Here is a 13159-nt window from a genome sequence, read left to right on the forward strand (position 1 = left end):
TGAGAACCAGCCATCCGGCTGCCACTCGCAAAAACATGCTTGCCGAACGCGACGTGCTTGGCCGGTCTGGTGGTCAGAGCGGGGTGATCAGAACCCGATCCCATCTCGAACTCGGCCGTTAACCGCCCCAGCGCCCATGGTACTGTGTCTCAAGACACGGGAGAGTCGGTCACCGCCAGACCTGCCAAGCACGTACACCTTCCCTCGACACGATCCGGATCGCGCCTTGGCGCGGGGTGGAGCAGCCCGGTAGCTCGTCAGGCTCATAACCTGAAGGTCACAGGTTCAAATCCTGTCCCCGCAACCAAACCAAACGAAAAAACCCCGCTCGGCATCGCCGGCGGGGTTTTTTCATGGCTAGAGCCGGTTGCCCGCAGTGCGTCTAAGACATTGAAATATGCTCTTGGTGCGGGATGCCAATGCCGTACCGTTCCAAAAGATTTTCCACCGCGCGCGGCGGCTCACAGCGATTTGTGGGGCAATCCCGCCTTCCGTGCTTCGGACGTGCCGACCTTCAGGGTCATCACCCCCATCCCGAATGAGTCACACGCCCCCGACCGTCTCCTCATCAGCCAACGTCTCTCAATCGCCCTTGAGGGCCCAAACGGCACGATGGTCAGCGCTCGGGCCCGGCGCTAAGCTCGAACAGCGCGAGACGGCGCGGCGTCGGTGGCTTCGGCCATCCGGCGACCCGGGAGATGGGAGGACGATCATGGTGCGGACGGAAATGTACTCGCGGCGGGTCCTGCTGGCTGGCGTGACCGCGGGCGTGGCGGCGCCGCTGCTCGCCGGGGCCGGCCCGGCGCATGCCGCCGACGAGGAAGAGGCAGTGGCCCGCCAGGTCGAGGCCCTGCGGGCGGCGATCCTGGGCGGCGACGCCAAGGCGCTCGGCGCGCTCACCCACCCGCAGCTGAGCTACGGCCATTCCAGCGGGCGCAAGATCGAGACCCAGGCGCAGTTCGTCGCCAGCCTCGCCGGCAAGACCAACTACAAGTCGCTGGCCTTCTCGGAGCAGTGGATCCAGGTCGTCGGCGATACCGCCATGGTCCGCCACGTCTGGGACGGCGCCGACATCCTGCCCGGCGGCGAGACCGGGCGCTCCTACATCGCGGTGCTTCAGGTCTGGCTCAAGGACGGCGGCGCATGGCGGCTGCTCGCGCGTCAGAGCTGCCCGCTCAAGCCGGCCTGACGGAGACCGGGAACGACGGTCAAGCTCGGGCGTTCTCGCTCGCGCCGCGATGTTCGGGACGCGGGGCGAGCGGGAGCGTGGAGCGGTGCGGTCCGACCGGCAGGTGAGCACGATCAGGTTGGTCGCCGAGGCGGTACGCCTCGCCAGCAACCTCGCCGTCAAGGAGATCACGCTGTTCTCGAGCGAGGTCGACCGGATCGCCCGGGTCGTCTCGACCTGGACGCTGTGGGGCGGCCTCATCGTGCTGCTCGCCTGCGTCAGCGGGTTCCTGCTGCTGATGGCCCTGGTGAAGGGCCTCGGCGCGTTGATCGGCTCGGAGGCCATCGCCGCGGTGATCGGGGCGTCGCCCTTCGTGCTCGCGGCCGTGCTGCTGACCGTTTGGGGTCTGCGCAAGATGGACGTGCGGCGGTAGCAGCCGAAGACCGGAACTGGCGTGCCCCCTACCCCGATGCCGCAAGCCGTACTTTCGCCCGGTCATGCGCCGCGAGCATGGCCGTTGTGCGGTGCAATCGATTGCACTGTGCGCTGCAACATGAGAGAAGGATGACGCACCGCAGCGATGGCGTCGCGGCGGTGCAGCCCTCTTTGGGCGTTTCCTCCCTAGACTTCGGGCCGCCTCGCAAGGGCGGCCTTTTTTCTTGAGCCGGTTGTTTTGGGCCGCGCGGTCTTCGTCGGAATGCCACGGTCTCCACGAGTACGACCTTGCACGTTCCGCCTCGGCGTCCGGATGAGGTTCGGCATCGCCGTGTCGGGAGCCGCGCCGGTGCGGCTCCCCTGGATTCATCGGGATGAATGCGCCAGCCCCCGCGAGCCGTCAGGCCTCCAGGTAGGCCGCGATGTTGCGGCGGATGCGGTCGAGCGGCGCCTCGCGCGTGTCCGGCAGGGCGAAGCGCTCGCCCGTGATCGTCTCGAAGGCGCTGACATAGGTGGCGGCGGTCTGCAGCACGACCTCGTGCGGGATCTCCGGCACGGCGTCGCGGTAGGGGTCGCAGCGGGCCGCGACCCAGTTGCGGACCACGTCCTTGTCGAAGCTCTCCGGGAGGGTGCCGGCCTCGAAGCGCTCGGCATAGCTCTTCGCGAACCAGTAGCGGCTGCTGTCGGGGGTGTGGATCTCGTCGGCGAGCACGATCCGGCCGTCGGAATCGGTGCCGAACTCGTACTTGGTGTCGGCGAGGATCAGGCCGCGCTCGGCCGCCAGCGCCTGGCCGCGGGCGAACAGCGCCAAAGCCGTCTCCGACAAGGTGCGCCACTGCGCCTCCGTCAGCAGTCCCCGCTCCAGGATCTCGGCGGCGGAGAGCGGCGCGTCGTGGTCGCCGTGGCCTGCCTTGGTGGTGGGGGTGATGATCGGCTGCGGCAGTTGCTCGTGCGGGCGCATCCCGTCCGGCAGGCGGTGGCCGTACATCTCGCGCCGGCCGGCCTTGTACAGGGTCAGGACCGAGGTGCCGGTGCTGCCGGCGAGGTAGCCGCGCACCACGATCTCGACCGGCAGGATGGTGAGGCGCCGCCCCACCACCACGTTCGGGTCGGGATAGGCCAGCACGTGGTTGTCGCAGATGTCCCGCGTCTTCTCGAACCAGTAGCGCGCGGTCTGGGTCAGGACCTGGCCCTTCAGCGGGATCGCGGCGAGCTCCCGGTCGAAGGCGCTCAGGCGGTCGCTGGTGATCAGGATCCGCCGCCCGTCGGGCAGGTCGTAATTGTCCCGCACCTTGCCGCGGTAGTGACCCGGCAGCTCCGGCAGAGTCGCTTCCGGAAGGACGTAGTCGGCGAAGGGCGCCAGCGTGGCCGTATCCATCGATCTCACCATCACACGTCGAGATTGGCCACGTTGAGGGCGTTCTCCTGGATGAACTCCCGGCGCGGCTCGACCACGTCGCCCATCAGCTTGACGAAGAGGTCGTCGGCGTCGGTCGTGTCCTTGACCTTCACCTGGAGCAGCGAGCGCACGTCGCGGTCGAGGGTGGTCTCCCAGAGCTGCTGGGCGGTCATCTCGCCCAGGCCCTTGTAGCGCTGCAGCTGCAGGCCCTTGCGGCCGAGCGCCATCATGCCCTCGAACAGGGCCACCGGGCCGTACAGCATGGTCTGGTCGCCGCGCCGCACCAGGGTGACGGGCGCGCCGTAGATCTCGCTGAGGGTCTCGGCCCGCTCGTCGAGGCGGCGCGCCTCCTGCGAGTGGATCAGCGCCTCGTCGAGGACCGCGACCTGGCGCACGCCGCGCAAGGTTCGCGACAGCACGTAGCCGCCGTCCTTCGCCTCGCCCTTCCAGCCCTGCTCGATCTCGTCCGCGATGGCGTTGAGGCGCCGGGCGATCTCGTCGGCCACCACCTCGGCCTCGGCCGGGTTGCCGGCCACCGACGGGCGCAGCGCCCCGGCGATCGCCGCCTGCTCGACCACGACGCGGTCGTAGCGCGAATGCATCCCGTGCAGGATCTGGCGCACGCCGCGCGCCTCGTCGACCAGCGCCTTCAGCTGGGCGCCGCCGAACTCGGTGCCGGTGGCGAGCTTGAGCACCGCGCCGTCGACGCCGCCGTCGATCAGGTAGTCCTCGAGCGCCCGGTCGTCCTTGAGGTAGAGCGAGGTCTTGCCCTTCTGGGCTTTGTAGAGCGGCGGCTGGGCGATGTAGAGGTGGCCGCGGTCGATCAGCTCCGGCATCTGGCGGAAGAAGAACGTCAGCAGCAGGGTGCGGATGTGCGAGCCGTCGACGTCCGCATCGGTCATGATGATGATGCGGTGGTAGCGCAGCTTGTCGGGATTGAAGGCGTGGGCGCCGTCCCGGCCGATGCCGGTGCCGAGCGCGGTGATCAGCGTGCCGATCTCCTGGCTCGACAGCATCTTGTCGAGCCGCGCCCGCTCGACGTTGAGGATTTTGCCGCGCAGCGGCAGCACCGCCTGGAAGGTGCGGTCGCGGCCCTGCTTGGCCGAGCCGCCGGCGGAATCACCCTCGACCAGCAGGATCTCGCATTTCGACGGGTCGCGCTCCTGGCAGTCGGCGAGCTTGCCGGGCAGCGAGGCGATGTCGAGGGCGCCCTTGCGGGTGGTGAGGTCGCGGGCCTTGCGGGCCGCCTCGCGGGCGGCGGCCGCCAGCGCCACCTTGGCGGCGATGGTGCGGGCCTCGCTCGGATGCTCCTCGAGCCAGCTGCCCAGGGTCTCGTTGAGCACGCCCTCGACGGCGGGCCGCACCTCCGAGGAGACGAGCTTGTCCTTGGTCTGGGACGAGAATTTCGGGTCCGGCACCTTGACCGAGACCACCGCGGTCAGCCCCTCGCGGCAATCGTCGCCGGTCAGCGAGACCTTCTCGCGCTTCGTCACCCCGCTCGATTCGGCGTAGCCGGTGATCTGCCTGGTCAGGGCGGCGCGGAACCCCGCGAGGTGGGTGCCGCCGTCGCGCTGCGGGATGTTGTTGGTGAAGCAGAGCACGTTCTCGTGGTAGCTGTCGTTCCACCACAGGGCGACCTCGACGCCGATGCCGTCGCGCTCCTGGCGCAGGACGATCGGCGCCTCGATCAGGGCGGGCTTCGCCCGGTCGAGGTAGCGCACGAAGGCCTCGACGCCGCCGTCATAGACCAGCTCGTCGCGCTTGTGCTCGGCGTGGCGGGCATCGGTCAGCACGATGCGCACGCCGGAATTGAGGAAGGCCAGCTCGCGCAGGCGCTTCTCGAGGGTCGCGTAGTCGAACTCGACCTGCGTGAAGGTCTCGGTCGAGGGCAGGAAGCTGACCTCGGTGCCGCGCCGGTCGTTGGCCGGGCCGACGACGGCGAGCGGCGCCACGGCGTCGCCGTGGCGGAACTCCATCGCGTGCTCCTGGCCGGCGCGCCAGATGCGCAGGCGCAGCCAGGACGACAGGGCGTTCACCACCGACACGCCGACGCCGTGCAGGCCGCCCGAGACCTTGTAGGAGTTCTGGTCGAACTTACCGCCCGCATGCAGCTGGGTCATGATGACCTCGGCCGCCGAGACGCCCTCCTCCTGGTGGATGTCGGTCGGGATGCCGCGGCCGTTGTCGGAGACCGTGCAGGAGCCGTCCGCGTTGAGGGTGACGGTGACGTGGGTCGCGTGGCCGGCCAGCGCCTCGTCGATGGCGTTGTCGACGACCTCGTACACCATGTGGTGCAGGCCCGAGCCGTCGTCGGTGTCGCCGATATACATGCCCGGCCGCTTGCGCACCGCGTCCAGGCCCTTGAGGACCTTGATCGAGTCGGCGCCGTAGGTGTCGGGGGTCAGATCGCGGGCGGGTTCGGCCATGTCGGTTCCTGGTGCGGGCGGGCGCGCGTCGCGGGGTGGCGCGGCCGGCGCGGGCGCCGGGTCTCGCCCCGGCGCCGTCTGGGTCTCGTGTCTCAAGGGTCGGGGGCCGTCGAGGGGGCGGTCCCGCATCTGCCTGATGTAAGCATTCCGCCTTGAAATTGCATCGGTTTTCGGCGCCGTACGGGCGCTTTTCCAGGGTCCGGCGGGGGCTGGACCGAGCCCTCGCGTCCCTCCCCCGGCCGACCATACCGGAGGTCATCTTTCGCCGCACCCCGTTAAGGATCCGCGAACGGGCCGCGCCGGCCCGTGAGCGGGTCCCGGCTCGCCGATGGTCAGCCCTTGAGCGAGCCGCGGCTCCCTTCGTCGAGCCGCGCGACCGCCGCCGGATCGAGGGCGAGCCGCACCCCTCCCAGGAGCTCGTCGAGCTGCGCCACCGAGGTCGCGCTGGCGATCGGCGCGGTGAGGCCCGGCCGGGCGATCAGCCAGGCGAGGGAGACCTGCGCCGGCGTGGCGCCGTGGTCGCGGGCGACCGCGTCGAGGAGGTCGAGGAAGGCGAGGCCGCGCGGGTTGAGGTACGGCGAGACCCGGGCCTCCCGGGCGCGGCCGGCGGCGGCCCCGGCCTGCCGGTACTTGCCGGTGAGGAAGCCCGCCGCGAGGGAGAAGTAGGAGATCACCCCGATCTCCGCCTCCCGGCACAGCGGCTCCAGCTCGGCCTCGTAATCCTCGCGGTCGGCCAGGCTGTAGCCGGGCTGCAGGCTCTCGTAGCGCGGAAGGTTCTCTCTCGCGGCGACGGCCAGCGCCTCGCGCAGGCGGGCGGCGGAGTAGTTCGAGGCGCCGATTGCCCGCACCTTGCCGGCGCGGATCAGCCGGTCGTAGGCCGACAGCGTCTCCTGCAGCGGCGTTTCGGCATCGTCGGTGTGGGACTGGTAGAGGTCGATCCGGTCGGTCCCGAGCCGGCGCAGGGAGGCCTCCACGGCCTTCTCGATGTAGGCCGCCCGCAAGCCCTTGCGGCCCTCTCCCATGTCCATGCCGACCTTGGTGGCGATCGTCATCCGGTCGCGGGCGCCGCGGTCCTTCATCCAGCGCCCGATCACCGCCTCCGACTCGCCGCCCCGGTGGCCCGGCGCCCAAGCCGAATAGACGTCGGCGGTGTCGACGAAGGTGAAGCCGGTCTCGAGCAGCCGGTCGAGCAGGGCGAAGGAGGTCGCCTCGTCGGCGGTCCAGCCGAAGACGTTGCCGCCGAAGCAGAAGGGCGGGACCGAGAGGCCGGAACGGCCGAGGGGGCGCAGATCCATCAGGGGGCTCCTATCGCAGGAAGGGGTTCGACAGCCGCTCCTGGCCGATCGTGCTCGTCGGGCCGTGGCCGGGGATGAAGGCGACGTCGTCGCCGAGCGGCAGGAGCTTCGTCTTGATCGAGGAGATCAGGGCGGCGTGGTCGCCCCCCGGCAGGTCGGTGCGGCCGACCGAGCCGCGAAACAGCACGTCGCCGACCTGGGCGAAGCGGGCGTCCCGGCTCACCAGCACGACGCTGCCGGGGGAATGGCCGGGGCAGTGCAGCACGTCGAAGGTGAGGTCTCCCACCGTCACCGTGTCGCCCTCGGACAGCCAGCGGTCGGGGGTGATCGCCTTGGCGCCGTCGATGCCGTAGGCCGCCCCGGTCTCGGGCAGGCTGTCGAGGAGCGGCTTGTCGGCCTGGTGCGGTCCTTCGACCGGGACTTTCAGCGCGTCGCGCAGGTCCGCCGCCCCGCCGGCGTGGTCGATGTGGCCGTGGGTGAGCAGGATCTTCTCGACGCTGACACCGGCCTGCATGATCGCCGCCCGGATCCGGTCGAGGTCGCCGCCCGGATCGACCACCGCGGCCCGCTTCGTCGCCTCGCACCACAGCAGGGTACAGTTCTGCTGGAACGGGGTGACCGGGATGATCGCGGCGCGGGGCGTGCTCGGCATGGTCGGCCTTGGATGAGGAACGGGTCGCGATCCTTGTAGCGTGGAAGCGGGCGGCGCGGCACCCCGTGGCGGGGCGCACCGGACTCGGCCGGCGGACGCGGCCTCGACAGGCGGAAGCGTCCGGGCTTCGGTGCGACGCGACGAGGGAGCGGGCCATGGCCGTGAGGCGTATCGTGACCAACATCCCGGCGACGCGGCTCGATGCGGCGCGGGGTTTCTACGAAGGGGTTCTCGGCCTCGACCTGGTCATGGATCACGGCTGGATCCAGACCTTCGCGGCCTCGGGCGCGTCGGCGCCGCCGCAGGTCAGCGTGGCCTGCGAGGGCGGATCGGGGACGCCGGTTCCCGATCTCTCGGTCGAGGTCGACGACCTGGAGGATGTGCTCCGGCGCGCGACGGAAGCCGGCCTTCCGATCGAGTACGGCCCCGTGGACGAGCCGTGGGGCGTGCGGCGGTTCTACGTCCGCGACCCGTTCGGGCGGCTCGTCAACATCCTGGCCCATCCCGGGTGAGCGGGCCCGATGCCGGGTCCCGTCGCGCGATCGTGTGCGGTCCCGCCTTGGCGTCCGGCCCGCGCCCGCGCTACCGTCCGGCGACGCGGCGGACGTCGTCCGCCCGGTACGAGTAGTCCAGTCTTGATGCGACCGATCCATCCGGCGCCCCCGCGGGCCGGACCGGGCGCCTGAAGGACCGCCGACACGACGGCCCGAACGCGGCCCGGCCTTTCCCGTTGCGGGTGCCCTCCCCCGGAGGACACGCGATGTCGAGTTCGTTCCCCCTCTCCCACGGCCTTGCCGCCGCCCGCCCCGCCGTGCGGCGGATCGGCGTTCAGGATCTCAAGGCCGCCCTGTCGCGCGGCGTCGACGATTTCCTGGCGATGCCGACCCACGTCCTGTTCGTGGTGCTGATCTATCCGATCGCCGGCGTGCTCGTCGCGGCGGCGACCTTCGAGCAGAACCTGGTCCCGATCCTGTTTCCCCTCGCCGCCGGCTTCGCGCTGATCGGGCCGTTCGCGGCGCTCGGCCTCTACGAGCTGAGCCGGCGCCGGGAATGGGGCCTGCCCGCCGCCTGGACCGACGCCTTCGCGCCGCTCCACGGCCGCTCGGCCCGGGCGGTGATGGCGGTCGGCGTGGTGCTGGCGCTGATCTTCGCGGCCTGGCTCTGCGCGGCCATGGGGCTCTATTGGTCGCTCTACGGCGGGGTGACCGAGCCGTCGGTCTCCGCCTTCCTCGGCGACGTGCTGACCACGCCCCGGGGCTGGACGCTGATCCTCGCCGGCAACCTCGTCGGCGCCGCCTTCTCGCTCCTGGCGCTCGCGGTCAGCGCCGTCTCGATCCCGCTCATCATCGACAAGGACGTGGAGGCCGGCACCGCGATCGAGACCTCGCTGGCGCTGATGCGCGAGAATCCCGGCCCGATGCTCGCCTGGGGCGCCATCGTGGCCGGGATGCTCGTGCTGGGCATGGTGTCGCTGTTCGTCGGCCTCGCGGTGGTGCTGCCGGTGCTCGGCCACGCCACCTGGCACCTCTACCGCCGGGCGGTCGGGTGACGCCCCGGCACCGCGTTCACCCGGTGATCGCCGCGATCACCCCGTGATCGCCGCGTAGGTGAGCACCCGCAGCTCGCGCCGGATCGGCCAGGTCGAGGACGGCATGAGCTGCGTCAGCATGATCACGAACAGGTCCTCGGCGGGGTCGATCCAGAACGCCGTCGAGGCCGCCCCGCCCCAGGCGACCTCGCCCGGGGTGCCGAGGATCTGGGCCTTGGACGGGTCGAGCACCACCGAGAAGCCGAGCCCGAAGCCGATGCCGCTGTAGCTCGACTCCGAAAAACGTGGCTGGCCCATGTCGGCGAGGTCGCCGCGCAGGTGGTTGGCCGTCATCAGCTCGACGGTCTTGGTGCCGAGAAGCCGCACGCCGACGAGGGCGCCGCGCCCGAGGATGAAGCGGCAGAACCGGGCGTAGTCGGAAGCCGTCGCGACGAGGCCGCCGCCGCCCGACGGCACCGTGCGGGGCCGGGCGTAGCGGCCGTCCCGCGCATCGTCGATCAGGGTCAGCCGGCCGCCCTCGCCCAGCGCGTAGTTCGAGGCGAAGCGGGAGATCTTTTCCGCGGGTACGTGGAAGTCGGTGTCGACCATGCCGAGCGGCCGGATGATCCGCTCGCGCAGGAAGTCGTCGAAGGGCTGTCCCGAGATCACCGCCACGAGGTGGCCGAGCACGTCGGTGGCGATGCTGTAGTTCCACTCGGCCCCCGGCTGGGCCAGCAGCGGCAGGCTCGCGGCCTTGCCCACCACCGCGGCGAGCGAGGTCTCGGCGGTCTGGAAGTCGACGCCCTCCTCCCGGTACATCCGGTCGACCAGGGTGGCGTCCATGAAGCCGTAGGACAGGCCCGAGGTGTGGGTCAGGAGATCGCGGAACGTGATGTCGCGCTCCGCCGGCACCGTCTCGGGCTTGCCGCGGCTGCCGCCGACGAGCACCCGCATGTCCCGGAACTCCGGCAGGAAGCGGGTGACGGGGTCGTCGAGCTGAAACAGGCCCTCCTCGTACAGCATCAGGATCGCCACCGAGGTCAGCGGCTTCGTCATCGAGTAGATGCGCACGATGGTGTCGGCCTCCATCGGCAGGCCGCGGGCGAGGTCGCGCAGGCCCTCCTGGTGGGAAAACACCACCTGGCCGCGCCGGGCCACCGTCACCGACAGGCCCGGCAGCTTGCCGGCCTCGACGTAGCCCCGCATCCACGGGACGATCCGGCCCAGCCGCTCCGACGAGAGGCCGACCGCCTCCGGGGTTCCGATCTCAAGCACCACGCGGGCTCTCCTGGTGATGGGCGTCGAGCGGTTCTAACGCGGGATCGCCCGCGAGGACGAGTTCCATCAGCACCTCGTCGTGGTAGCGGTCCCCGATCTTCAGGGCCCGGCGCTCGCAACCGTAGGGGCGAAAGCCCAGCCCCTCGTAGAGCCGCAGGGCCGCGGGGTTTTCGGCCCCGACGGTCAGCCGCAGGGCCTCGACCCGCGGGCGGGCCTCCGCGACGAGCCGATGAAGGAGCGCGGCGCCCAGGCCCAGCCCCCGCGCCTCGTCCCGGACGTAGACCCCCGTCACGTCGCCCTTGTGCCGCAGCTTCGCGCCCTCCTGCAGCGCCAGGGTGGCGGTGCCCAGCAGCACCTCGCCCCGGACCGCCCCGAGGGTGAGGTGCTGCTCCAGCCGCGCCCCGAACCAGTCCGGTCCATGTCCGGCGACGTCCTCCAGGGCGGTGCCGAACGAGGCGGGGTGCCGTTCCAGCGCCTCCAGGCGCAACGAGCGGTAGGCCGGGCCGTCGGCGGCCCGAAGGCGGCGGATCGCGATCGCGTGCATCGCCCGAGGGAGTCCGACGGCTCGGGGTCCCGTCAAGCCTCCCGTTGACCACGACCCGGACCTGGTGCGATGCCGGAGCCCAACGAGACCTCTTCAACGAGTTCCCCGGGAGCCACGCCGCCGATGTCCCTGCCCGACAGCCTCCGCCACGCCCTCGCCCTGCCGGTGATCGCCTCGCCGATGTTCATCGTCTCGGGCCCGGAGCTGGTCATCGCCCAGTGCGTGAACGGCATCGTCGGCTCGTTCCCGGCGCTCAACGCCCGGCCGAAGGAAGCGCTGGACGAGTGGCTGACCCGGATCACGGCGGCGCTGGCCGAGGCCAAGGCCGCCGACCCCGAGCAGATCGTCGCGCCCTACGCCGTCAACCAGATCGTCCACGCCTCGAACGACCGGCTCGAGCACGACCTCACGGTCTGCGGCAAGCACCGGGTGCCGATCATCATCACGTCCTTGCGCGCGCCCGACGCGGTGGTCTCGGCCGTGCACGGCTGGGGCGGCGTCGTCTTCCACGACGTGACCACGGTGCGCCACGCCGAGAAGGCGCTGGAGGCCGGCGTCGACGGCCTGATCCTGGTCTGCGCCGGGGCCGGGGGGCATGCCGGCACGCTCTCGCCCTTCGCGCTGGTGAGCGAGGTGCGGCGCTTCTTCAAGGGACCGCTGATCCTGTCGGGCGCCATCAGCACCGGCGACGCGATCCTGGCCGCCCAGGCGATGGGCGCGGACCTGGCCTACATGGGCACCCGCTTCATCGCCACGCAGGAGGCCAACGCCGCGCCGGCCTACAAGGAGATGATCGTCGGCACGACGGCCGCCGACGTGATGTACACCCCCTACTTCACCGGCGTGCCGGGCAACTACCTCAAGCCCAGCGTCACCGCCGCCGGCCTCGACCCCAACGCGCTGCCGGAGGTCGACAAGACCAAGATGAACTTCGGCTCGGGCACCACCAAGGCCTGGCGCGACATCTGGGGCGCCGGCCAGGGCGTCGGCACCATCGACGACGCGCCGGCCACCGCCGTGGTGATCGACCGGCTGAAGGCGGAATACGCCGCGGCGCGGGCGCGGCTGGGATAAGGCGCTCCCGCACACCCCCGTTGCGCCCGGCGCTTGTCCGCCGGGCACGGCCCTCGCATCCTGGCGCACGCATCTTTCCCGACGCGTAGCGTGAGGCCCGCGATGACCACCAACCTCTCCGTGAACGGCAACCGGCTGTGGGACACCCTGATGGTGTCGGCCGGCATCGGCACCGGCCCCCGGGGCGGCCTGCGGCGCCTCACCCTGACCGAGCCGGACCGGCTGGTGCGCGACCAGCTCAAAGCCTGGGCCGAGGAGGGCGGCTACCCGCTCACCGTCGACGGGCTCGGTAACATGGTGCTGCGGCGGGCGGGCACCGAGCCCGACCTGCCCCCGGTGGTGATCGGCAGCCATCTCGACACGCAATGGGCCGGCGGGCGCTTCGACGGCATCCTGGGCGTGCTCGCCGGGCTGGAGGTGCTGCGCACCCTCGACGATCTCGGCATCGCGACGCGCCGCACCATCGAGGTGGTGAACTGGACCAACGAGGAGGGCGCGCGGTTCTCGCCGCCGATGCTGTGCTCGCTCGCCTGGTCCGGCCAGGCGACGCCGGACTGGGTCGAGAACCGGCGCGACCGCGACGGCATCCGCTTCGGCGACGCCCTCGACGGCATCGGCTATCGCGGGCCGGAACCCGTCGGCGGACGCACCATCGACGCCTATTTCGAGCTGCATATCGAGCAGGGCCCGGCCCTCGACCGGGCCGGCGTGCCGGTCGGCATCGTCACCGGCGGCTATCCCAGCTGCGGCATGCGCATCGCCGTCGAGGGCGCCACCGCCCATACCGGACCGACCCCGATGGGCGAGCGCCACAACGCGCTCGTCGGCGCCGCCATGGTGGCGGTGGCGGTCAACGACATCGGCTGGGCGCATGCCGACACCGACGCCAAGGCCACCGCCGCCCGGCTCGACCTGGTGCCGAACCTCCCCGGCACGCTCTCGGAATACGCCGAGCTCTTCATCGACATGCGGGCGCCCGAGCTCGAGACCCTCGAGACCATGAAGGCGTCCTTGCGCGCCGCCCTGCCCGACTGCGCCGCCCGCTCGCTGACGCAGATCTCCATCGCCGAGGAATGGGGCTTCGGGGTCTTCTCCTTCGACGACGGGCTGATCGGCACCCTGCGGGAGACCGCGGAACGCCTCGGCATCCCGACCATGGACCTGCGCTCCCAGGCCGGCCACGACGCCTACCACGTCGCCCGGGTCGCCCCCGCCTGCATGATCTTCACCCCGTGCCGGGACGGCATCACCCATAACGAGGCCGAGGATATTTCCCTGGAGCCGACCCTGCCGGGCGTGAACCTCCTGCTCCACGCCGCCCTGGCGCGCGCCAACCGCTGAGACCCGGACGGGCGGCGCT

General features: G+C 71.1%; 12 protein-coding genes, 1 tRNA gene and 1 rRNA gene. 8 read left to right on the forward strand and 6 right to left on the reverse strand.

From position 1 onward, the window contains the following. Window positions 1-65 precede the first annotated feature (65 nt). The 4 genes from rrf (at window position 66) to BMX97_RS30805 (ending at window position 1601) form a co-directional block, all read left to right on the forward strand. Window positions 66-181: ribosomal RNA gene (rrf, locus tag BMX97_RS30790) — 5S ribosomal RNA — on the forward strand. Between the two features lie 49 nt (window positions 182-230). Further along, window positions 231-307 (forward strand) — tRNA-Met (locus BMX97_RS30795). 405 nt (window positions 308-712) lie between these two features. Further along, on the forward strand, window positions 713-1189 hold the full coding sequence (locus BMX97_RS30800) for a nuclear transport factor 2 family protein (protein ID WP_210187699.1): 477 nt from the start codon (window positions 713-715) through the stop codon (window positions 1187-1189). Between the two features lie 103 nt (window positions 1190-1292). Further along, window positions 1293-1601: a phage holin family protein gene (locus tag BMX97_RS30805; protein WP_244538741.1), complete on the forward strand. Its 309-nt coding sequence runs from the start codon at window positions 1293-1295 to the stop codon at window positions 1599-1601. A 402-nt stretch (window positions 1602-2003) separates the two neighbouring features. On the opposite strand, the gene BMX97_RS30810 is transcribed toward BMX97_RS30805, so the two are convergent. The 4 genes from BMX97_RS30810 to BMX97_RS30825 all read right to left on the reverse strand — a co-directional run bounded on the left by BMX97_RS30810 (window position 2004) and on the right by BMX97_RS30825 (window position 7375). Next, window positions 2004-2981, reverse strand: a complete 978-nt coding sequence (locus tag BMX97_RS30810; RefSeq protein ID WP_091754946.1) for a phosphoribosylaminoimidazolesuccinocarboxamide synthase — start codon at window positions 2979-2981, stop codon at window positions 2004-2006. 11 nt (window positions 2982-2992) lie between these two features. Continuing rightward, window positions 2993-5428, reverse strand: coding sequence for a DNA topoisomerase (ATP-hydrolyzing) subunit B (gyrB, locus tag BMX97_RS30815; protein ID WP_091754925.1), 2436 nt, complete (start codon window positions 5426-5428; stop codon window positions 2993-2995). 332 nt (window positions 5429-5760) lie between these two features. Continuing rightward, window positions 5761-6723, reverse strand: a complete 963-nt coding sequence (locus tag BMX97_RS30820; RefSeq protein ID WP_091754926.1) for an aldo/keto reductase — start codon at window positions 6721-6723, stop codon at window positions 5761-5763. A gap of 10 nt (window positions 6724-6733) precedes the next feature. Then, the gene (locus BMX97_RS30825; protein ID WP_091754927.1) at window positions 6734-7375 is read right to left on the reverse strand and encodes an MBL fold metallo-hydrolase; all 642 of its coding nucleotides are present in this window, start codon (window positions 7373-7375) and stop codon (window positions 6734-6736) included. 155 nt (window positions 7376-7530) lie between these two features. Here BMX97_RS30825 and BMX97_RS30830 point away from each other — a divergent pair, with 155 nt between their 5' ends. Both BMX97_RS30830 and BMX97_RS30835 read left to right on the forward strand, forming a co-directional pair. Further along, window positions 7531-7887, forward strand: coding sequence for a VOC family protein (locus BMX97_RS30830; RefSeq protein WP_091754928.1), 357 nt, complete (start codon window positions 7531-7533; stop codon window positions 7885-7887). A 248-nt stretch (window positions 7888-8135) separates the two neighbouring features. Continuing rightward, window positions 8136-8924, forward strand: a complete 789-nt coding sequence (locus BMX97_RS30835) for a DUF2189 domain-containing protein (RefSeq protein WP_091754929.1) — start codon at window positions 8136-8138, stop codon at window positions 8922-8924. Window positions 8925-8960: 36 nt separating this feature from the next. On the opposite strand, the gene BMX97_RS30840 is transcribed toward BMX97_RS30835, so the two are convergent. Together BMX97_RS30840 and BMX97_RS30845 are read right to left on the reverse strand one after the other, a co-directional pair. Continuing rightward, entirely contained in the window at window positions 8961-10178 is a 1218-nt protein-coding gene (locus BMX97_RS30840) for a serine hydrolase domain-containing protein (protein WP_177202413.1), read from the reverse strand. Then, the gene (locus BMX97_RS30845) at window positions 10171-10725 is read right to left on the reverse strand and encodes a GNAT family N-acetyltransferase (RefSeq protein WP_091754930.1); all 555 of its coding nucleotides are present in this window, start codon (window positions 10723-10725) and stop codon (window positions 10171-10173) included. Before BMX97_RS30845 ends, BMX97_RS30840 begins: the two co-directional genes overlap by 8 nt. 123 nt (window positions 10726-10848) lie before the next feature. Here BMX97_RS30845 and BMX97_RS30850 point away from each other — a divergent pair, with 123 nt between their 5' ends. After that, window positions 10849-11799: an NAD(P)H-dependent flavin oxidoreductase gene (locus BMX97_RS30850; protein ID WP_091754931.1), complete on the forward strand. Its 951-nt coding sequence runs from the start codon at window positions 10849-10851 to the stop codon at window positions 11797-11799. A gap of 102 nt (window positions 11800-11901) precedes the next feature. Continuing rightward, window positions 11902-13140: a Zn-dependent hydrolase gene (locus BMX97_RS30855; RefSeq protein ID WP_091754932.1), complete on the forward strand. Its 1239-nt coding sequence runs from the start codon at window positions 11902-11904 to the stop codon at window positions 13138-13140. Window positions 13141-13159 lie beyond the last annotated feature (19 nt).

Origin of the sequence: Methylobacterium sp. ap11 (genome assembly GCF_900110515.1) — a bacterium.
Classification (GTDB): domain Bacteria; phylum Pseudomonadota; class Alphaproteobacteria; order Rhizobiales; family Beijerinckiaceae; genus Methylobacterium; species Methylobacterium ajmalii.